The 22637-nt window shown below is 40.2% G+C and carries 16 protein-coding genes; 9 read left to right on the top strand and 7 right to left on the bottom strand.

Features of this window, described 5'->3' with window-relative positions; translation table 11 throughout:
* Positions 1-132: 132 nt before the first annotated feature.
* Positions 133-2325, bottom strand: coding sequence for a malate synthase G (locus PAT01_RS17560; protein WP_121638624.1), 2193 nt, complete (start codon positions 2323-2325; stop codon positions 133-135).
* Between the two features lie 236 nt (positions 2326-2561).
* Here PAT01_RS17560 and PAT01_RS17555 point away from each other — a divergent pair, with 236 nt between their 5' ends.
* Entirely contained in the window at positions 2562-4163 is a 1602-nt protein-coding gene (locus PAT01_RS17555; RefSeq protein ID WP_154945902.1) for an isocitrate lyase, read from the top strand.
* A 489-nt stretch (positions 4164-4652) separates the two neighbouring features.
* On the opposite strand, the gene PAT01_RS17550 is transcribed toward PAT01_RS17555, so the two are convergent.
* The 3 genes from PAT01_RS17550 to PAT01_RS17540 form a co-directional block, all read right to left on the bottom strand.
* Positions 4653-6689, bottom strand: coding sequence for a S9 family peptidase (locus PAT01_RS17550; protein WP_154945901.1), 2037 nt, complete (start codon positions 6687-6689; stop codon positions 4653-4655).
* 344 nt (positions 6690-7033) lie between these two features.
* Positions 7034-7768, bottom strand: a complete 735-nt coding sequence (locus PAT01_RS17545; RefSeq protein WP_138579595.1) for a 5-oxoprolinase subunit PxpA — start codon at positions 7766-7768, stop codon at positions 7034-7036.
* 19 nt (positions 7769-7787) lie between these two features.
* A complete protein-coding gene (locus tag PAT01_RS17540) occupies positions 7788-9584 on the bottom strand; it encodes a glycoside hydrolase family 3 protein (RefSeq protein ID WP_154945900.1) in 1797 nt (598 codons plus the stop codon).
* Positions 9585-10141: 557 nt separating this feature from the next.
* Between PAT01_RS17540 and PAT01_RS17535 the strand changes: the two genes are divergently transcribed.
* Positions 10142-10351: a cold-shock protein gene (locus PAT01_RS17535; RefSeq protein ID WP_004587186.1), complete on the top strand. Its 210-nt coding sequence runs from the start codon at positions 10142-10144 to the stop codon at positions 10349-10351.
* Between the two features lie 340 nt (positions 10352-10691).
* On the top strand, positions 10692-11228 hold the full coding sequence (locus tag PAT01_RS17530; protein ID WP_404821060.1) for a hypothetical protein: 537 nt from the start codon (positions 10692-10694) through the stop codon (positions 11226-11228).
* Positions 11229-11321: 93 nt separating this feature from the next.
* Here PAT01_RS17530 and PAT01_RS17525 read toward each other — a convergent pair whose 3' ends face one another.
* The 3 genes from PAT01_RS17525 to udk all read right to left on the bottom strand — a co-directional run bounded on the left by PAT01_RS17525 (position 11322) and on the right by udk (position 14248).
* Positions 11322-12023 carry a substrate-binding periplasmic protein gene (locus PAT01_RS17525; protein WP_055254351.1) on the bottom strand — a complete coding sequence of 234 codons (702 nt, stop codon included), beginning with the start codon at positions 12021-12023 and terminating at the stop codon, positions 11322-11324.
* 354 nt (positions 12024-12377) lie between these two features.
* Positions 12378-13601 (bottom strand): NupC/NupG family nucleoside CNT transporter, encoded by a 1224-nt coding sequence (locus tag PAT01_RS17520; protein ID WP_004587189.1) that lies wholly within the window; start codon positions 13599-13601, stop codon positions 12378-12380.
* 17 nt (positions 13602-13618) lie between these two features.
* Positions 13619-14248, bottom strand: a complete 630-nt coding sequence (gene udk / locus PAT01_RS17515; protein WP_004587190.1) for a uridine kinase — start codon at positions 14246-14248, stop codon at positions 13619-13621.
* 194 nt (positions 14249-14442) lie between these two features.
* Here udk and PAT01_RS17510 point away from each other — a divergent pair, with 194 nt between their 5' ends.
* The 6 genes from PAT01_RS17510 to PAT01_RS17485 all read left to right on the top strand — a co-directional run bounded on the left by PAT01_RS17510 (position 14443) and on the right by PAT01_RS17485 (position 22465).
* Entirely contained in the window at positions 14443-15660 is a 1218-nt protein-coding gene (locus tag PAT01_RS17510) for a phosphopentomutase (protein ID WP_096042662.1), read from the top strand.
* 15 nt (positions 15661-15675) lie between these two features.
* On the top strand, positions 15676-16377 hold the full coding sequence (deoD, locus tag PAT01_RS17505; protein ID WP_138579589.1) for a purine-nucleoside phosphorylase: 702 nt from the start codon (positions 15676-15678) through the stop codon (positions 16375-16377).
* 1533 nt (positions 16378-17910) lie between these two features.
* Entirely contained in the window at positions 17911-18912 is a 1002-nt protein-coding gene (locus tag PAT01_RS17500; RefSeq protein WP_138579587.1) for a glycosyltransferase family 2 protein, read from the top strand.
* Between the two features lie 1648 nt (positions 18913-20560).
* A complete protein-coding gene (locus tag PAT01_RS17495; protein WP_154945899.1) occupies positions 20561-21304 on the top strand; it encodes a ferredoxin--NADP reductase in 744 nt (247 codons plus the stop codon).
* A 92-nt stretch (positions 21305-21396) separates the two neighbouring features.
* Positions 21397-22128, top strand: coding sequence for a nuclear transport factor 2 family protein (locus PAT01_RS17490; protein ID WP_029773547.1), 732 nt, complete (start codon positions 21397-21399; stop codon positions 22126-22128).
* A 16-nt stretch (positions 22129-22144) separates the two neighbouring features.
* Positions 22145-22465, top strand: coding sequence for a hypothetical protein (locus tag PAT01_RS17485; RefSeq protein WP_004589283.1), 321 nt, complete (start codon positions 22145-22147; stop codon positions 22463-22465).
* Positions 22466-22637 lie beyond the last annotated feature (172 nt).

Genomic DNA, 22637 nt, shown 5'->3' with positions numbered 1-22637 from the left:
AAACCTCGCGCCGCAACTTGATCTCCCCTAGGTTGAACAAATTTCAATCTGCAAAGATCAACACGCCCTAATAAACAAAAAGCGCGTTTTGTGTAGGCAAAACGCGCTTTTTTGCTGTTAAACTAATGTTAACTATTCAGCTAGGTTATGGTGTTTTGCTTTATATTTTAAGCGGTAACTGTGTAATAGGGGCTCGGTGTAGCCACTTGGCTGCTTAGCACCTTCTAATACAAGCGCTAAAGCGGCTTGATAAGCAATACTATTTTTAAGTGACTCTTCGTTTTGTGCCATAGGCTTGTACGCGCTATCGTGCTCATTTTGGCCATCGACTACTTTAGCCATTTTAGCCATAATCGACTCTATTTGTTGTTGAGTACACACCCCATGCTGTAGCCAATTTGCCATATGTTGACTTGAAATACGCAAGGTTGCTCTGTCTTCCATTAAGCCTATGTGGTTAATATCAGGCACTTTTGAGCAGCCAATACCTTGGTCTATCCAGCGTACTACGTAGCCTAAAATGCCTTGTGCATTGTTCTCAAGCTCACTTTGAATATCTTCTTTACTGAGCGTTTGCGGCTGTGCCATTAAAGGCGGTGTAAGTAAATCAGTAAGGCTTGCCATGCCTCGTTTGGCAATTTCTTTTTGCTCGGTAAATACATCTACATCGTGATAATGCATAGCGTGCAAAGTGGCTGCGGTAGGCGAGGGCACCCACGCGGTATTAGCGCCAGATTGCACATGAGCAAGCTTTTGCTCCATCATAAGTGCCATTTTATCTGGCATAGGCCACATACCTTTACCTATTTGTGCTTTACCGCTTAGGCCGCAGGCAAGGCCTGTATCAACGTTACGGTCTTCGTACGCTTTGATCCACGGCTGAGCTTTAATAGCGGCTTTTGGCAAAGCGACCCCTGCGTGCATAGAGGTATGAATTTCATCGCCCGTGCGGTCTAAAAAGCCAGTATTTATAAACACCGCGCGCGCTTTGGCTGCGTGTATACAGGCTTTTAAATTGACTGAAGTACGGCGCTCTTCATCCATAATCCCCATTTTTAGGGTGTTTTTTGGCAAGCTAAGTGCTTCTTCTACCATGCTAAAAAGCGTATTTGTAAAAGCAACTTCTTCAGGGCCATGCATTTTGGGTTTTACAATATTGATGCTTTGCGCACTGGTGTTTTTAATGCCTGTTTTTTTATTTAAATCGTGCAGGGCTGCGGTTGCGCTAAACATCGCATCCATAATGCCTTCAAATACGGGTTGGCCGTAAATGTCGGTAATAGCAGGGTTTGTCATTAAGTGGCCTACATTACGGACAAACATCATGCTGCGGCCTTTAAGCGTAAGGCTACTGCCATCAAGGGCTGTATATTGCCTATCGCTTTGTAAAGTACGCTCTATGGTTTTATCGCCTTTTTTAAACGATTCAACCAAGTTACCTTGCATTAAACCCAGCCAGTTTTTGTAAACTTGTACCTTATCCTCGGCATCTACTGCGGCAACAGAGTCTTCGCAATCCATAATGGTTGTTAGTGCAGCTTCAAGCAAAACATCTTTTAATCCTGCTTTGTCGGCTTGGCCAATAGGGTGGTGATGGTCTATTTGCAGCTCGACATGCAGGCCATTGTTTTTTAATAAAATAGCACTTGGGTTTTGCGCTTCGCCTTGGTAGCCAATAAGTTGCTCAGGGTTTTTTAACTGAGTATGCGAGCTGTCTCTTAGGGTGATAGACAGGGCGCCTTCAACAATTGAGTAGTTGGTGCTTTCTATGTGTGAGCCATTTTTAAGGGGCAGGGCCTTATCTAAAAACTGGCGCGCATACGCCATTACTTTAAAACCACGAACTGGATTATACGTAGTGCCTTTTTCAGCGCCGTCGTCTTCACTTAATACGTCGGTGCCGTACAGCGCATCGTATAACGAACCCCAGCGCGCGTTAGCCGCATTAAGCGCAAAACGTGCGTTGCTAACAGGCACAACAAGCTGAGGGCCTGCGCTGAGTGCTATTTCGGGCTCTACATTTTGCGTTTCAATGGCAAAGTTTGCAGGCTCTGGTACTAGGTAGCCAATGTCTGTTAAAAACGCTTGGTACTGCGCGCTATCCCACGTTTTATTTGTTTTATGGTAGTCATCTATTTGTTGTTGTAGCTGCTCGCGCTTAGCTAAAAGAGCGTTATTTTTCGGGGTAAGCGTTTGTACTATGTTTGCAAAGCTTTGCCAAAATTGCTGCTCAGATAAATGAGTGCCTGGGAGTAGCTGTGTTTTTACAAAGTTGGCCAGCTGTGTATCTACGCTTAGCCCTGAGTGTGTGAGAGTGTGTGCCATGTTTACCTTCCTTAAACGGTCGCGGTGTTGTTGTGTGCGTTAAAGCAACAATAACGCAAAAAAGGCTCAGTGCGTGCTTTTTAGCCATTCACAAAAAGTATAGCGGTAATAACAACTATAAATTTACTAAATCTAAAAAATAAGCCTAATGTTGAATTAAGCGATACGGAGCACACACTCCTAGCCACTCTCACAATAATTTAAATAATTTATAGACCCGTTCGAAGGATTTTATTATGACAACATACACACGTGAAACCGATACTCTAGCAACACTTTGCCAATCTCAAGGTAGCGCATGGAAAGCCATTAACCCTGAATATGCAAGCCGCATGCGTTTACAAAACCGTTTTCGTACGGGGATTGAAATTGCACAATACACGGCAGATGTAATGCGTGAAGATATGGCCGCTTACGATAAAGACACCAGCCAATACACACAGTCTTTAGGTTGTTGGCATGGTTTTACTGCGCAACAAATGATGATGGCAATAAAGCGTCATCAAAAAACAACTAAGCGCAGTTATGTTTACTTAAGTGGTTGGATGGTTGCTGCACTTCGCTCTGCATTTGGCCCGTTACCGGATCAAAGCATGCACGAAAAAACCTCAGTGCCTGCGCTTATTGAAGAGATTTATACATTTTTAAAACAAGCCGATGCCCGTGAACTAGACCACTTATTTAATGAGCTAGACGAAGCGAAAGCCAATGGCGGCGATGTGCAAGCGGTGCTTGATAAAATTGATAATTTTGAAACACATGTAGTGCCTATTATTGCCGATATTGATGCTGGTTTTGGTAACGAAGAAGCAACCTACCTACTTGCTAAAAAGATGATTGAAGCAGGTGCGTGTGCCATTCAAATAGAAAACCAAGTGTCTGACGCTAAACAATGTGGTCACCAAGCAGGTAAAGTAACTGTACCGCACGAAGATTTTTTAGCAAAAATTAACGCTGTACGTTACGCGTTTTTAGAACTCGGCATTGATAACGGTATTATTGTTGCGCGTACCGACTCATTAGGTGCAAGCCTTACGCAAAAAGTACCTGTGTCACAAACGCCAGGAGACTTAGCTAGCCAGTACAACGCGTTTTTAGAAACCACACCTATTAACGGTGTAGATGATTTAAACGAAGGTGATACGGCAATGAAAATTAATGGCCAATTATGTAAGCCAACGCGTTTAGAAAACGGATTATACCAGTTCCGCGAAGGCACTGAAAAAGACCGCGTGGTACTAGATTGTGTAACAAGCTTACAATCGGGCGCTGATTTATTGTGGATTGAAACCGAAAAACCACACGTTAAGCAAATTGCAGAGCTAGTTAACCGCGTTAAAGAGCAAGTGCCTGATGCTAAACTTGTTTATAACAATTCACCGTCATTCAACTGGACGCTTAAGTTCCGCGAGCAAGTGTACCAAGAGTGGCAAGAAGCGGGTCGCGATTTGAGCGCTTACCCAAGCCTTGGTGATAATAAAGGCCTAATGGCGCCAGAAATGGACGATACAGAGCTTGCTGCTGAAGCGGATGTATTAGTGCAAAACTTCCAGCGCGATGGTGCACGTGAAGCGGGTATTTTCCATCACTTAATTACACTGCCTACATACCATACGGCTGCACTAAGCACCGATATTTTATCAGAAGGTTACTTTGGTGATATGGGCATGCTTGCTTATGTACGTGATGTACAACGTCAAGAAATTCGCCGCGAGCAAGCCTCAGTTAAGCACCAAGATTTAGCTGGGTCTAATATTGGCGATACCCACAAAGAGTACTTCTCTGGTGAAAACGCACTTAAAGCCGGTGGTGAAGATAACACCATGAACCAGTTTTAACTTTTCTAGATAGTGTTACTCAAGGGCCGTAAGGCCCTTTTTTTATTGTATTAATATAAATCGGACTCGGCTAAATTTAGTCTGGATCACAATTTAACTAGGTAGATATTAAGTACAGCTATATGGCTGCTTTTTTACTGTAAAGCCGCTTTAAAGTGCAAAATCCCCCTATTAAAAGGCTGTTTTTAGCTGTTTTACTAAGTATAAGTAAAATAATAAACCGAAATTTTACTAACCTAGTGCCTTTATAAAACAATTTTTTACTAACTGAGTGCTTATAAACAGTGGTTCAAACCGATTTTTTACCAACTCAAACGATTAAAATTACAATAAACCGAAATTTTACTAACTGAAAAACACCTAAGTCCGATATGGATAAGCTCAAAACTGTAAAGGGGGTTTACAGTTTTGCATTAATTGACCTAAGCGTTGGTTAACTACAAAAAATAGCCACGTAGGTGTGGCTATTTTAAAACCTAAACACGAAGCTTATTTTTTGTTTGAGTGTTTATCAAACCACCATTGAATGTAGGCTACCTTGGTCATTAAATTAGAAGGGCGCGACGTAATACCGTGTGATGCATTAGGAATACGCACCATGGCGGTATCAACACCTTGCAGCTTAAGGGCTTGGTAAAACTGCTCGGTTTCAGAAATAGGGGTACGGTAGTCTGCCTCCCCTGTTAAAAGCATAGTGGGCGTTGTTACGTTACCTACATAGCTAATAGGTGAGCGTTTCATATAGTGCTCAATATGATCCCAAGGTTTACCTGGGAACCAGTAATCGGCAAAAAATGGATAAAAGTCGGCAGTTAGTACAAAGCTGATCCAATTAATAACGGGTTTAGCCACCACTGCTGCTGCAAACCTGTCGGTGTGCCCTACAATCCATGCGGTTAATACACCACCGCCCGAGCCACCTGTTACAAATAGTTTAGACTCATCAATAAAGCCTTTCGCTATTAGCGCATCAACGCCGCTCATTAAATCATCAAAATCGTTACTTGGGTAATTATGATGAATTGTTTGGGCAAACGTTTTACCGTATGAGTCACTGCCTCGTGGGTTCATGTATAAAACCACGTTCCCTTTGGCTGCAAACAATTGCACCTCGGTACTAAAGTGAGGGCCATAATTGGCCACAGGGCCGCCATGAATTTCTAAAACAAGTGGGTATTTTTTTGATTTATCAAACCCAGGAGGGTATGCAATCCAACCTTGAATTGGCAACTGGTCGTGGTTCGATTTAAGCCAAATTTCTTCTACGTTGGCGAGTTCTTTATCGTCTAACGCATCGGCATTGAGTGTAGTGAGGCGACGAGCTTTGCCTCGTTTTATAGTGGCTATATCTGCAGGGCGCTGAGTATCGGCAAGTGTAAAAGCAATTTCGCCATCTTCGCTTACATCAAAATCGCCGCCCGAATAAGGACGACCAAACGCAACGCTACCTATTTGCTCGGTGAGCACTTTACGCTTACCACTGCGTGGTTGGTAGGCAAGGGCGGTTTGGCCTTCGTCTGCGTAGCTAAAGTAAACCCCTTTTGAATTGGCACCCCATTTAATTTGCCCCACACTTCTATCAAAATTAGGGGTTAGGCTTTTTGTATCGCCCGTTTTTAAATCACGAATATAAAGCTGCGTGTTTTCGTAATTGGTGCGTTTATCATCATACCCTGTAAAGGCTAGGTAACGCCCATCGGGAGATACTTTGGGTTGTTGGTCCGGGCCGTTTCTATTGGTAATGGCAGCAATTTTTAAGGTGCTTAAATTAAGCTGGTATATTTCACTATTAGTGGGCTTTAGTTGATTTTGCTCATGCCGATTGGCCGAAAAATAAAGGCTATTGCCGTTTTTACTAAAGCTTACTTCGCCGGCGTTATTAAACTCATCGTGTGTGAGCTGCTTTGCATTGCCGCCATTTGCATCTATTGCAAATAATTGGCTAAATCCTTTTTGGCTATAACCGCCTCCGTCGGCACGGTAGTATACATCGTCTATAAATTTAGCAGGTTCTGCCCATGTAGCGCCTTTAGGCTTGCCAGGTAAGTTAACAGGTGGTGCACTGCTACTTGCTACAAACATACTAAAAATAAGCTGCTGAGAGTCGGGATGCCAGGTAATTGCGCGTGGGCTGCTGGTTAGGTTACTAATTTTTGCTACAGCACCTGTTTTAAGCCACTTCATATAAATTTGGCTGCTGCCATCGCGGTTAGATATAAATGCAAGGCGTTGCCCATCTGGCGATAGTACCGGGGAGTGATCCATATGCACGCCCGAGGTAAGCGGTTGCAGTTGTTTAGTTTTATAATCAACTGACCAAATGTTACTGACTTTGCGGTCCGTTTTTATATCCATACGGTTACGTACAAAGTACACCGTTTTACCATCGTCTGTTATATCAATTTGATTGGCGTATTCAAGATTAAACACATCTTGTAGCTGTAATGTGTTGTCCTTTGCAAAAGCTAACTGGCTACTACCAAGTAATAAACTGCTACTTAAACTAAGTGCTAAAAGCGTCTTCATTTTTATTCCCTGTTTGGTTTTTGTATATGTAGTTATATGTCAGTAGGGAAGGGATGAAAAGCGCGATGCGGTGAAACTAAAATTTAATACCGGTTTAAGTAAAACTTGGTTATTTTAGAGTAATAAATAGCGGGCTTACTGCGTTAAATTTTTTATATGCAGCGCCATGTATTTCAGCGCTGTGTTACTTATGCTTTGTTACTGTGCTTTTTTAAAGCAATATCAGGTTTTACGTGATTGAACTTAATGGAGGTTAAAGCTGTAAAGCCCCTTTACAGCTAAGTAGTTTTTAAAGTAAACATGCGTTTTATAGCTTGAGGCTTAATAACGAGTTAAAAGCAAGGTTAGGTTGCTGATGCACACAGTGATTTAATTTCTTTAATAAGAGCTATACCGGCTGCGTTATCGCCATGCACGCACAAACTGTTGGCATTTAAGTTCAGGGTGTTTCCTGAGCGAGTGGTTACACAGCCGTCGGTTAATAGCTGTTTTACTTGTGCTAAAAGTGCTGGCTTGTCGTGAACGCTGCCATCAAGGTGGCGAGATACTAAATGCCCTTCGTCTGTATATTGCCTATCAGCAAAGGCTTCTAAAATAAGATCTACACCTAAACTATTGGCGGCAAAGGTGTGTTTTGCAGAGTCTTTTGTGGCTAACAGCATAAGCTTTAATGGTGCAGGGTAGTGCGCTATGGCAGTAATAACTGTTTGTAAAATATGATCGTTTTTCATCATGTCGTTATATAAAGCACCATGTGGCTTAACATAGCTAAGTGTTAAGCCTTGTACTTTAGCCATGCCATCAAGGGCGGCAATTTGGTAATGTAAGCAATTGGTCAGTTCTTGCGCGCTAAGCGCCATAGAGCGCCTGCCAAAGCCTTGTTGGTCGGGGTAACTTGGGTGCGCACCTATTTGTACACTGTGCTGCTTTGCTAAATACAACGTATCGGCTATTACATCTGGGTCTCCACCATGAAAACCACACGCAATATTTGCCATATCAATATGAGGCATTACCTCATCATCTAATCCCATTTTCCATGCGCCAAAGCTTTCGCCTAAATCGCAATTAAGTTTCATTTTTTATCCCTTGTTATTATTATTTTATGGTAACTGGCAGTACGCCATGAGCGTGTGCACTGCCTAACAATACCTTAGCAAGCGCTGTAAATGCAGGCCCCGCAACAGCATTGTTTTTATCTGAATCTATATTATACGCATAAGAAGCAAGAACTGCATTAGCTCTGCTGCCAAACTGCGCTATGTCGTAGGGGGCACGTAAACTTATAAATATTGTTTTTTTATTCACTGATGCAGCTATATCCAGTAATGATGACAGCGCTTTAGGTTGCTCAGCGGTATTGAGTGCAAAGCGAGGGTCGTCTTTCAAATCATCCATTCCTCCAATCTCTACAGCGCTTTGATTAGGCGTAGCGTTGCCTGCAATAACAACATCTGCATTTTTAATTAAGCTATGCGCCTTTACAGGGTCAAACCCTTGTAAACTACTGCAACTATATTTAAGCGCCGCATTACTTATAGCGCTAAGCGCTTGCTGCATGGCCATGCATTTTCGGGTATCGGGCATAATAATATGGATGTGTTGCCCTTTTCTTAAATTAAGAGGCAATGCATTATTGTTATTTTTAACCTCAGTAATAGCATTTACGGCAAGCTCAGCTTCTATTTTGCGATGTGCTTGAGAGCCAATAATATCTTTTGCTTTAGCCAAAGTGCTTAATGGGTCTAGCGGTGTGGTTAATTTAAATTTATTTTTTAAAGCGGTTATACGTGCAGCCGATTGAGCCACTTCGTCTTTACTGAGCTGCTTATTATTAACAGATGCGACTAATTCATCCATTAGTTTGTCGAGTGCGTTTAAATCAGCCGGTGTTCTGATCTCTATTGGCATAAGCGCTAGGTCAACGCCTGCTGCAAAGGTATTGATTACCGCTTGGGTTGGGGTGAAAAAATGACTAATGCCAGCCATATCTAAAGCGTCGGTTACCACCACACCTTGATAATTTAACTCCCCTCTTAAAATGTCAGTAATTATAGTACGCGACATAGTGGCGGGTTTTATCATGCTTTTGCCATCAACACTTACAAACGTACTATTATCGAGTTGTGGGTATTGAATATGCGCCGTCATAATCATGCCTGGGTTTTGCGTGGCAATTATGTGTTTAAAGGGAGCTAAATCTTGTTGATATATGTCTTCTTTGGAGTGATTTACTTGTGGTAACCCTGTGTGGCTGTCTACGTTGGTATCGCCGTGCCCTGGGAAATGCTTTAACGATGTAATAACGCCGTTGCTCTCAAATCCTGCCACTTGTGCTGCGCCTAGCTTACTGACAAGCGCTGGGTTTTCACCAAACGAGCGCACATTAATTACTGGATTGTCGGGGTTCATGTTTACATCTACCGTAGGGGCATAGTTAACATTAATACCTAACGAATTAAGCTCTTTAGCTATAACAGTGGCAGTTTGGGTTGCGTATTGAGTGCCATACTTTTTATAAGTTGCACCAATAGACATATTACCAGTAAATGAAGTGGCTACATCGCGTGGTAAACGCGCTACTCGGCCGCCTTCTTGGTCTATCGAAATAAATAATGGCAGCTTTGAACTTGATTTACTCGCCGCAGCTTGTAATTGGCTATTAAGGGTAATGGTTTGCTCAATAGATTGGGTGTTTTCAGAAAATAAAATTACACCACCAATATTATGCTTAGCAATGGCCGCTGCTAGTTCATCAGGTAGGGTAGTAACCGGTGTTCTGCATTGTTTGCTTGACCCTTGCTGACAAAAATAGCGTAAATCGAGTATTAGTTTTTGCCCCAATTGTTGTTCAAGAGACAGTGTAGGCTTAGCAAAAGAAGATTGTAATGGCATTAAACACCCAGATAAAAAAACAACAGACGAAATAAAGCATTTATTTAGCAAAACACACTCCAACGCTAAATAGATAAGTGGCAGTAGCTTATCTATTTTTGTGTACAACTGCAAAGTGCAGCTGTTTGTACACACAGGGTAAGTTGTAAGGCGTGTATCATGGCTGAATACGTTTTATCTAAATGGTGAGTAGGTGTTAAATTAGCTGTACTCATTGCCGCCGTTTTAAAAACTAAAGTTTAAATAGTTCATTGTTTTAATTGGCCAGTTAACTATTAAAGCCGCGCAGGGGTTAAGCTATAGGCTAGCCACGGGAGTTATTAAAGGCTAAGCACAAACACTATTTATTGCCTGCATTACTATAAAGGCTTGACATAAATAGTTAACTCTATATAGTAGGCCGCAGCTAGAAAGAAAGCATGTAATTTATAAATCTCCATTTCGTTGTTGTATAAGTAATACTTGTAGTACCGTCCTGAAGTTTTTAAGTACCATCTCATTTTTTGCTACACCCGCTCTTATGAGCATATTTTTTATTTTTATATCAGGATATTACAATGTCTAACATCGTATCAGGTACAGTTAAGTGGTTCAACGAGTCTAAAGGTTTTGGTTTCATCGAGCAAGAAAACGGCCCAGACGTTTTCGCACATTTCTCAGCAATCAAAAGCGAAGGTTTCAAAACTTTAGCTGAAGGCCAACGTGTAGAGTTCACTCTTTCACAAGGTCAAAAAGGTCCTCAAGCGGATAACATCACTCCGTTATAATTTTTACTTTTAAAGTAAAAATAAAAAAAAGCGCTTAAGGCGCTTTTTTTGTGTCTAAAATTTGACTGTAAAATAGCGCCATCTATCATTTAATAATATAAATTAATGTAGTGGTGCGGTTATTCTAAAACTCTTTCCTTTTATTGCTTGTTTCTTCTTTAGCACGTTTACTTATGCAAACCATTTTAAGTTAGTTATTTATACAGATCAGTTTGCACCTTATAATTTTATAAACTAGCACGGCCAACTTGTTGGCGCTAACTACGATATAGTCAACGCACTGTGTATTAAAGCAGAAGTAGAGTGCGACTTTAAAGTCATGCCTTGGAAGCGTGCCGCAATGCTTGTACATAAAAAGCCTTATTCAGCCATTTTTTCAATGGCGCAACATACTAACCGAATTCCTTTATTTAATTGGCTTGGCCCGTTAACTACTGCACGAACTTATTTTTATAAGTTAAAAAGCCGTCCTGATGTCACTGTAAATACCCTTAACGACACCACTCTTTATTCGTTAGGCATGGTAAGGGGAGACATATATCAATCATTGGTCAAAAAAATAGGGTTTGTAAACGGGCAAAACTTAATGACGTTTGGTGAAGAGCAGCAATATATTCAGCTTTTTATAAACAATAAAATAGATCTTATTTTAGGCTCGGAGCACGTTATTTATAACCAATTAAAGCCTTATAACGTGAGCTTACTTGATGTAGAGCAACTTACTGAGCTACCTGTAAGTAACGACCTTAAAGATAATTATTTAGCGTTTAATAAAGCGGTGCCGCAGCACATAGTAGATCGCTTTCAACGTGTCTTTAAAGTGCTAAAACAAGAGCGCAGTCTCGATTCGTTCATAGCGCCATATAGCAATAATTGATTACTAAGCCCCTATTTTAGACTTCATTACTTCACTAATTAACGTAACTAAGCGTTAAAACTGCGCTTAAATAAGCGAGGTTTAGCTTAGGTGCTAGGGTAGCCCTTGGGTATTTTTAAGTGTGTAAAAGGCTTTTTGTAGCGCGTTTATATAGCGCATATCGGTGTTTTTATTTGCTGCCAAATAGGCATCTACCTTGAGTTCTTCTACATTATATATGGCTTTAAATTCAGCGTCAGGGGTGGGTAAATACTGACTTATTTGATGTATGAGTTCGGGGTCATCAACAATTAAGTCTACTTTTTTGGCAACCAATAACGCATACGATTTTTGTATATCGGTGGTTAGCACAACCTCAAAACCCAAGTTGGTTAATATATCAGTAGAAAAGTCGTTACGTTGCATCGCTATTTTGTATTTTTTTGCCTCCTCAGTATTGTTAATAATTATGTCGTCACGCTCTTTAAGCGCTACAAAAGCAAGCTCAAAATGCGAAACAGGGCCTATCCAATGAAAGTTGTTTTCTCGCCCTTTAGTGCGCGCTATGGTGTAAATAAAGGTGTTTTGAATAGTGCTGGCAAGTCTAAATGCTCGCGCCCATGGGTACATTTGTATATCGGGCGTTAGGTTAGCCTTTGCAAAAATCGCCCTTATAAACTCAGTGCCTTTGCCTGTCACTTTTCCATCAACAAGTATTTGATCGGGCGGCGAGAGTTCCGTGACAACTAAAAGAGGGTCAGAGCTTGCGTAGCTATTAAAAAAAACAAACAACAATACTAATAAAAGTTTACGCATTTATATAAATCGACTTTTCAACAGCGGCTATTTTATGAGTGTGCTTAAAGGTAGAGCATCAATAAAACAGTAGGTTACATTAGGATAAACTTAAGTGTGGCCTAAAATTTATAATTTACCACTTTTCAATAATACAAATTTATCGCAAAAATATAAAAAGCCATGTGCGTATATGTACTTAAAGGTAAGAAAGAGAAAGTTGTTATTAAAAGGAAGAATATATTTATAAGGGCCCTAAAACGATAAAAGGGCCTTGCGGCCCTTGGTGAAGTATCGTTCAAGTCAGATAGTGCTTTAACCCCTTAAAGTACTATCTTCTTGTTTTGCAACACCGGTGTTCATCTCATTAAGTTTCTAAGCTAGCGAGAGGAAAAACCCAGCAATTGCTGCGCTCATAAGGTTAGCCATAGATCCTGCTAACACTGCTCTGAGCCCTAAGCGTGCGATATCCTTTCGCCGACTAGGCGCCATACCGCCTAATCCACCTAGTAAAATAGCTATCGACGATAGATTAGCAAACCCACATAACGCAAATGTTACAATTGCTTGAGTGTGCGCACTTAACGTATCGCGATAATTTATAAAGTCTAAGTAAGCAACAAACTCATTTACTACTAACTTTTGACCAATAAAACTACCTGCTATGATTGCCTCATCCCATGGTACGCCAAGTAACCATGCAACAGGGGCAAATACATAACCTAAAATTTCTTGTAGCGTTAAAGTAGGGTAATCAAACCACCCACCAATACCGCCTAGTAAACCGTTTAATAATGCTATTAATGCTACGAAAGCTAATAGCATTGCGCCCACATTTAGCGCTAAATGCATGCCGTTAGCTGCGCCTGATGCTGCTGCATCAATAACATTAACTGGCTTGTCTTCATCGGTGTCTAAATCAGCAAGCGTATCTTTAGGTGTTTCGGTCTCTGGCACAATCATTTTGGCCATTAAAAACCCACCTGGTGCAGCCATAAAGCTAGCGGCAATTAAATACTTAAGCTCTACACCAATAATTACGTAACCTGCCATTACAGAGCCTGCTACCGTGGCTAAGCCACCTACCATTACTGCAAACAACTCAGACTTAGTCATGGTTGCTATAAACGGCTTAACAATTAAGGGTGCTTCAGTTTGGCCTACAAATATATTAGCCGTTGCTGAGAGCGACTCTGTGCGAGAGGTTTTCAATAGTTTTTGTAAACCGCCGCCCAGAATTTTAATTATCCAATCCATAATGCCAATGTGGTAAAGCACAGCAACAAGTGCTGAGAAAAACACAATGACCGGTAAAACTTGAATAGCAAAAATAAAACCGAGTGTATCTTGCGAAGCAAGTGGGCCAAATAAAAACCCAATCCCGTCGTTTGCAAAGCTAATTACCGAAGAGACGGCACTAGACATACTTGCTAACACATTTTTACCTGCTTCAAAAAACAGTACAAACCCACCAATAACTACTTGCATAGCAAAGGCTATCGCTACGGTGCGTAAGTTTATTGCTTTACGATTAGTCGAAGCCGCAAAAGCAATACTTAGTAGTACAAACATGCCTACTAAGCTCATAAATGTTGTCATACAGATGTTTCCCGTTATTATTCTTGTAGTAAATACTTAATTTTACTTTTAATAATATCAATCGCAACGCGGTTCATTCCGCCTCGAGTCACAACCAAATCAGCGTTATGCTTTGAAGGCTCAATAAATTGATAAAACATCGGTCTAACAGTTGCTTGATATTGCTCAACAACAGATTGTAATGTTCTGCCTCTTTTTTCCATGTCTCGTTGCATACGACGCATTAAGCAAATATCAAGGGGTGTATCTATAAATACCTTAATATCAAATTCTTTATTAAGTGCTTTATCACTTAATAATAAAATACCTTCTACTATTAAAATTTTAGCTGCAGCAACGCGACGAGTTTCATCGCTTCGTGTGTGTTGTGCATAATCATAAGTAGGTACTTCGACAGAGTTACCACTACGAAGTTGAGTTAAATGTTCAAGCATTAACTCATGTTCAAATGCATCAGGATGGTCGTAGTTAGTTTGCGTACGGTGTTCCATAGGCAAATGCGACTGATCCTTGTAATAAGCATCTTCTTCAATAATGGCGATAGCGCCTGGTTCAAGCTCATTAACCAACTCATTGTAAATAGTTTGGCTAAAAAGAGATTTGCCCGACGCTGATGCGCCAGCAATAGCTATAATAGTTCGTGTCACTAAAGTTCTCACCCACACAGAAAGGAAAAGTTGTTTGGTTGATCACAATAGCAAAAAAGACACGAATAATCTCTTTTGCTTTGCTTAAGAACGCAAATTTATAATGTTTAGCTTTTATGAAACAGGACTTATGTCCTGTACGGAAAATTCGATCAGCGGATAAAGTAACCACCTAGAAGCAAAGTGAGGTCAACATGGCAAGAGCAATCATCTTAATGGCAGACAGCCTAGGTATAGGCGCAGCACCCGATGCAGACAAATTTGGTGATGTTGGAGCAAATACACTCGCCCACTTATTAAAAGCATACCACGACGAAACGGGTAAAGCGTTATCGTTACCTAATTTATCTAAATTAGGTTTAATCGATGCCTGTGAAGCCGCGGGCGGTGAAACGTGTTTAGTTTCTGAGCGTCAAGCATCACAAGGTGCATGGGGTTATGCAAAAGAGCTTTCAAGCGGTAAAGATACGCCATCAGGGCACTGGGAAATGGCCGGCGTACCTGTGTTATTTGATTGGGGCTACTTCCCTAAAACACAGCCGAGTTTTCCACAAGAATTTGTAGACGAATTTATAGCCGCTACCGGTATACCTGGCATTTTAGGCAACTGCCATGCATCAGGCACCACCATATTAGAGCAGCTAGGCGAAGAGCATGTAAAATCAGGCAAACCAATTTGTTACACCTCAGCAGATAGCGTGTTTCAAATTGCCGCACACGAAGAGTCTTTTGGCCTCGAGCGCCTTTACGAAGTGTGCGAAATTGCCCGCGAATTACTTGATAAACTAAATATAGGCCGTGTTATTGCTAGGCCATTTTTAGGCACAAGCAACGCAGATTTCGCCCGTACTGGTAATCGTCGCGATTATTCAGTATTGCCGCCAGCACCGACCCTATTAGATGTGCTATCTAAACACGGCGGTGAAGTAATAAGCATTGGTAAAATTGCAGATATATATGCACACCAAGGCATTACCCAAAAGCACAAAGCCCCAGGGCTGATGAATTTGCTTGAAAAAAGCAGCGAAGTATTAGCAAGTGCGCCAGATAACAGCTTAATTTTTACTAATTTAGTAGATTTTGACGAAAAGTTTGGCCACCGTCGCAACCCAGTTGGTTATGCAAAAGCGTTAAAAGAATTTGACGATTACTTACCAACTATACTAAACCAATTAAATGCAGATGACGTGTTAATGATCACTGCAGATCACGGCTGTGACCCAACCTTTCCAGGTTCAGAGCACACCCGCGAATATGTACCAGTTATAGCTTATCAACCGGGCATGCAAAATACCCCGCTTGGCGAGCGCAATAGCTTTGCAGATATAGGCCAAACCCTTGCACAGTGGTTTAACTTACCTGCACTTGAATACGGTGACGGCTTTTTAAATAAGCTAAACGCGCCTAAATAAAAAGGAAAACAATTAATGAGTACTCCGCATATTAGTGCAAACGTTGGTGACTTCGCTGAAACAGTATTAATGCCGGGCGATCCGCTTCGTGCACAATACATTGCTGAAAACTTTTTAGATGATGCAGTGCAAGTAACAGGCGTACGTAACATGTACGGCTTTACAGGCACATATAAAGGTAAACCTGTAAGTATTATGGGTTCGGGCATGGGCATACCATCTATGTCTATTTATGCGCGTGAGTTAATTGTAAGCTTTGGCGTTAAAAATATTATTCGTATTGGTACCTGTGGTGGTATTGGTACAGATATTAAAATTCGCGACGTAATTTTTGCACAAGGCGCAAGCACCGACTCAAACGTAAACCGTGCACGCGTTCGTGGTTATGATTTTTCAGCAATTGCTAACTTTGACCTACTTTTAAACGGTGTTAACGCCGCTAAAAACCTAGGCATTAAAGCAAAAGTAGGTAACGTATTTACTACCGATACCTTCTACCAAGCTGACGACACATTCTACAAAGACCTAGATAAACTAGGTGTACTAGCTGTAGATATGGAAACAGCAGGTTTATATGGTGTAGCTGCAGAGTATGGTGCTAACGCAATGGCATTATTTACCGTAAGTGACCACGTGATCACTGGTGAAGCAACACCTGCAGATGAGCGCCAAAGCACATTTAACGAAATGGTTAAAATTGCTTTAGAGTCTATTTAATAAACGCAATTTTATTAAATTAGCAAACAGTTCCTTGGTAACGTATTCACTAAGTTTTGGAGACACGCCCAAAGTGAAGTGAGACTAAACCCCCAAAGCCGCATTTTATGCGGCTTTTTTTATGCCTATAAAAGCGCTTTGGGAAAAGGATTTACACCTAAGTAAAAGCGTTGCTTTTAAAACGCCAGCAAGCTGCGCGTCTACACAGCACGAGCTAACCGCGTAGCTGGAGTTTACCTCGCGTTTGGTATTAATTTCTTCGTGGCATAAAGCCGCTGCTACTCATTAACTCCACCATAAAGTACACAGAGGCGCTTTGCGCTACATATAGAAAACACGGGTTTGGTTCATCACTTCTCATTATCTTCTCGGTGTTCTCAGTGGTGACATAATCACTTTTAAACAAAAGCAATGCACGTCTACAGGAGGTAGCTCCGACGTTAACTTGACTTGTAGACGTCGAGGCAAGCTCACTGAACTCGATGTGATAAATGATAGCTAATCATTTATCAATGAGAGATACAAGTCGTTGAGCTTGCTCACGCTAGAAGGGTAGTCCCTCATGGCTTTAGCAAAGGGGCTTACACTAGGGTAAAAGCGTTGCTTTTAAAACGCCAGCAAGCTTTGCGTCTACTGGGAAAGGCTCAGCTTAGGTGTTAATGTTGATATTGTAAACGTAGAGCTTGCTCAGAGTTGATTTGCACTACTACCATTTGCCTGAGCATCTTCACTTTTTCAATGATTGCATTGTAAGCATCACAACAAATTTATATCGTATAAGCCCACTAATAGTAAAAAGTATCGCTTCAGGTCTGTCACAGTCATGCCTAACACTCGTTGAAGCGTAACAATAAAACTTTGCAGCTTCTAATATACGTTTGTAGGAGGAAAGAAGAGGGGATACAAGCAACTAAGCTGATAGATACTTATTGACAGTAAGGAATTTGAGCAACCTATAAAAAATTATCCAAGAAGTTCTTTGATAGACCATATGATTCTAGGTATTATTAATAATCTTTATAAATTTACAAGCAGCAGGGGGCTGTGGGTTAAAATTATACCCCAAATAACCACTAAGCTCATGATGGTGTCCCTTTGTAAGAATGGGAAAATAATTTATAGGTATTTAGTCCCCACGGTTTTACTATTATGCCGTTAACTGCAATGGATAAATTAGCTAGTAGTTAGTATAGGGAACAATAGCTTTTATTCGTAAGTTTTCAGTTTAGTTGCTTACTTTATTGGGTGGCTGTACCGAAATTAAAGTTAATAAGAATAAATATAAAATAATTTTTATTCTTATTAAGCTAATCTTTTTTACTGATTGCTAGCAATAAATTAAAAACTATCGCTATTTTAGCAATGTTTTATTGCTTCAACGGTTAAAAATTAGTATTATTTTTAATCGTTAAAGGTTTAAATAACAAACTTAATATAAAAATATTAATTAGTTCATACAAAAATAATTAATTTGGCTTTGTGCAAATAATTAAGTGAATTGATTAAATACATGGATGATTTATAGGAATTATTATGCATAGTATAGGGGTCGTAATACCATTTTATCAACGAGATAAAGGAATATTGTTAAAATCTCTCAAGTCTATAATTGAGCAAGAAAGCTTAAGTAAAATAACTTACTATGTTGTTATTGTTGATGATTGTTCTCCTCTTTCACTTTCTGAAGAATTGGCACTCCTGCCTACTTTACCAAAAAATATACATTTAATTAGCCTTTACCACAAAACTAATTCTGGACCAGCTATAGCTAGAAATACAGCATTAAAATATATTCAAACTAAGCTTTGCAATATAGTTGATTATGTTGCATTTTTAGACTCGGATGATCAATGGGGTGTAAGCCATAGCACTTTAGCATTAGAGGCCTTCGACTTAGGTGCTAGCTTTTATTTTGGCAATACAGATCGAGATGGCTTCTATGATTCTAATTGGAATACTGATATTCCTGAAATGGAGCGCGATTTAAGCCACTTTTTAGTAGGCGAGTCTAAATTTTTAATAGATTCACCTGTTATTATCCAGTCAATGTACAATAAATATTTATCGCAAACATCGACAGTTATGTACAGGCTGAGTAAATTTCCTGAGGTATTATTTTGCGACCAACTAAGGTTTGCAGGTGAAGATGAACTAATGTGGCTATTGTTGTGTTCTAATGCTGATAAAGTTGCGTACTACCCTTGTGACATCACAAAATGCGGCAAGGGTGTAAATATGTTTTTTTCGAACATAAGCTGGGACCTTGTAGGTTCATGTAACATTATGGGAAGTAAAGCTCTGGCAACAGCGATGATTTTAGAGAATATTCCATTAGATTCAGAGCAAAGAAAAATTTTAAAGAAAACTTTCAACTCTCATTGCTATGTTTATTTTAAATTAATGGTAAAACATATGCTAAAATTTCGTGAGATAGACTTCAAAAATACTCTTCTATTAGTTAAATATTTAGTAAGTAAAGATCTTTCTAGCCTAGGCGAGCATATAAACGTAGAAGTTGAGTTGTCTATAAAATAGTCTTTATAAACTCTATTTATCACTTCTTTTTTTGCTTTTTATATTAATAAAAGTAATTTTATTTTTATTGTTTAAGTGAGTATAAATTAATTTATATAATGTTTATTTAGTTTATATAGTGCTTGTAGTGATTATTTAAGTTTTACACTTTTCAGGAGTTAGAGTTATAATTTAACAGCGTATGGCCCCTCTCATTCTATAATAATTCCATTCTTATTGTCTTCTCCAAAATCGTATTACGAACAGAACCAAATATTTTAAGTCTTTAAGCGTTTAAATTTTATATTCACCTAATGTTTAATGCATTAGAGAAATATTAATCCTAATCTATTGTTTATAGTTAAAGCTAAATAAGTTTACAGAAATTTACTTCGTTTAATTAAAGTTTAATAAGAATTATGTAACCCCTAGGTAAAAGCGTTGCTTTTAAAATGCCAGCAAGCTGTATAGAGTTGGGTTAGCTCTAAGATTAATGTAAACATTGCAGATACCTAGGTTGCTGAGGGTTGATGCGTATTTTCTCATTAATTTAACTACAGAAAGCATTCTGCGCTACGCAGAGAAACATGGGGGCTGGTTATATTACTTCTTATGGTTTCTCGGTGGTGACATAACCACTTTTAAGACGTGTTTAGAGAATAGGGTTTATCGTGTAGCAGCGAGTTTACCTCGCGTATGGTATTAAATTTTTTCGCGGCATAAAGCCGCTGCTACTCATTGATTACACCACAGAGGACACAGAGGAAACAATGGGGGGCATTTTTCCTGTTCTTTTCCTTCACTCCTCGGTGGTGACATAATCACTTTTAAACAAAAGCAATGCGCGCATTCAAAGCATGAGTTAACCGCGTAGCTGGAGTTCACCTCGCGTTTGGTATTAATTTTTTTCGCGGCATAAAGCCGCTGCTACTCATGAATTCCACTACAAAGTACACAGAGGCGCTTAGCGTTACACAGAGAGCACGGGGATTGGCTCATCACTTTTTAAATCACTTATTCTCTACCTCTAAAAGCGCAGCGTGTCTTAACCTCTTTGTGAATAATTGGCTTAACTTGTTTTTCACCACAGAGGACACAGAGGACACAGAGGCGCTTAGCGCTACACAGAAGAAACAATGGGGGGTGGTAACATTTCTCCTGCTCTTCTCCTTCACTTCTCTGTGATAACAAAATCACTCATGAACGAAAACAACGCGCGTCTACAAAGCACGAGCTAACCGCGTAGCTGGAGTTCACCTCGCGTTTGGTATTAATTTTTTCGCGGCATAAAGCCGCTGCTACTCATTAATTGCACCGCAGAGGGCACAGAGACACAAAGGAAACAATGGGGGTTGGTAAGTCATTTCTCCTGCTCTTCTCCTTCACTCCTCTGTGGTGAAAAAAATCACTTATGAACGAAAACAACGCGCGTCTGCACAGCATGAGCTAACCGCGTAGCTGGAGTTCACCTCGCGTGGGGTATTAATTTCATCGCGGTATAAAGCCGCTGCTACTCATCTTTTTTAAACAAACCAATGTTACCCAAAGTAAAAGCACTACGTTTAAAAAGTAGCTACACCCAGTGTCACTCTTACTAAGTTAATGCTAGTGTATAAATTACAACCATTTATTGTTTTTGTTGTTTAACCGTTAAGCTATGGAGTTGACAATGTCTAACTGGGTAGATGCAACCGTAAAAAAAGTAACATGGTGGAGCGATACACTTTTCAGCCTGGTAGTAAACGCAAGCGTAGAGCCATTTAAAGCAGGGCAGTTTACTAAGCTCTCGATTATGGAGGGCGATAAACGTACTGCTCGGGCATACTCTTATGTAAACGCGCCTAATAACCCCGATTTAGAATTTTACCTTATCAATGTAGAGGGCGGCTTATTATCGCCTAGGTTGGCGCAATTAAAACCAGGCGACACTGTATTAATAGAGCAACGTGCCACGGGCTTTTTTACCTTAGACGAAATACCGCCAAGCGAGCAGTTATGGATGCTAGGTACAGGCACTGCAATAGGGCCGTTTTTATCTATTTTGCAGCAGCAAGAGGTATGGCAAAAATACACACAGATTAATTTAGTGCACGGCGTACGTTTTAATACCGATTTAAGCTATCAAAATCTTATACATACCCTAATAAACGCACACCCTACACAACTTAACTACATTCCGGTTGTAAGCCGTGAGGAGCCACAGCAAGGCCTGAAAGGGCGTATAACTACAGCAATTCAAAACGGCGAGCTATTTAGGAAAGCCTCTAAAACCCCAAGCCCGAGTAATTCGCAATTTATGATTTGCGGTAACCCACAAATGGTAAAAGACACCACACAGCTACTTTTAGACAAAAACTTTAAACGAAATCGTCGCAGAGACCCAGGGCACATAACGGTTGAGCAGTATTGGTAAAGTGTATAACAATCATTTAATTGCTACCCGAAAACGCTCAAATTTGTTATGTTGCAGCATTAACAGCGTTATATGTTCATATTAGGAAAGTTATGAAATCGTTATCTATTATTTTTGCCTCGCTTATTGCCACTGTTGCCCTGATCAGTTATGCAGCAGAGCAAACCGAAGAGACTCAAGAAGAGCAAAAAAGTACCGAGCAAGCGTCAAGCTCTACTCAAGCCAGCAATTCACCAACAAAAGCAAAAGATGAAAAGTTAAACACGCTTGAGTACCAAGCCCCAGAGCTTAAAACACCAACAGTAGATACTACTAAACCTGACGACTCAAAAGTACTGGGTAGCGAAACCCCAAAACCAGTAGAAAAACCAAAAAACAAAGTAGAAAAAGCAGCAGCTGTGGCCGAGGCAGAAAAAGCGGTAACGCAAGCCAAAGAGGCATTAACCGCTAAGCAGCAAGCTAAAGCTAAGCAATCTCGCGAGTCGCTTGCTGTTGTAGAGCAACTAGTAGAAGCCTATAACGCACGTAATATTGAACAATTTATTCGTATGTACGATGAAGATGTAGAGTTTTATATTTTTCCTAATGAGCTATTATTTAAAGGAAAAGAAAAACTAATAGCCCGTTATGGCTTAATGTTTAAAAAATTAAAGTGTATTAATAGCTCGCCAATAAAGCGTATTGTGCACGGCGACATAGTAATAGATCACGAGCTATCAGAAACCTGTTCAACAGACGAAAACGTGGTAGATAAACGCTCTGAGTTAGTATCGAGCTACCAAATAAAAGACGGAAAAATAATCCGCGTATTATTTTTTAGATAATTATAAAAGGCATACTATGCAGTTAGCAGACGACAAAAAAATTCGCTTAATGTATCGCGTTGAGCCAGGGTGTTTAGGGCCGCAGGGCGCAGATCACATAGAAGACTTTTGTCGTTATGCTAATAAGCATATTAAATCACCTTATTACGGGCAATTTTTGTTTTTACCACGTTTTGACAAACAAAAAGATGAGCGTCAATACAGCGTAAAAAACCGCAACCTATCGCGAGTGCAAGCCAAGGCCTATTTAAACCATTTTGAAATTGATATAGATACCTTCGAAGAGCAACTCGACGAACTCCTCACCAAAGCCATCGATTTATACTTTAAACGATAATTATAAACGCCTGAATACAAGTTTTACCCTGTAGCTAATTTTGCCTGTAGACGCCTAGTTTGCTCAGGGGGATGCGTATTTTCTCATTAATTGCCCCACAGAGGGCATTTTGCGCTACACAGAGAAAATAGGCATTGGTGAGTTACTTCTTTGTGGTGAGATAATCATTTTT

The organism is Pseudoalteromonas atlantica (genome assembly GCA_007988745.1).
GTDB classification, from domain to species: domain Bacteria; phylum Pseudomonadota; class Gammaproteobacteria; order Enterobacterales; family Alteromonadaceae; genus Pseudoalteromonas; species Pseudoalteromonas atlantica.
This window is presented reverse-complemented; position numbering and strand designations above follow the sequence as displayed.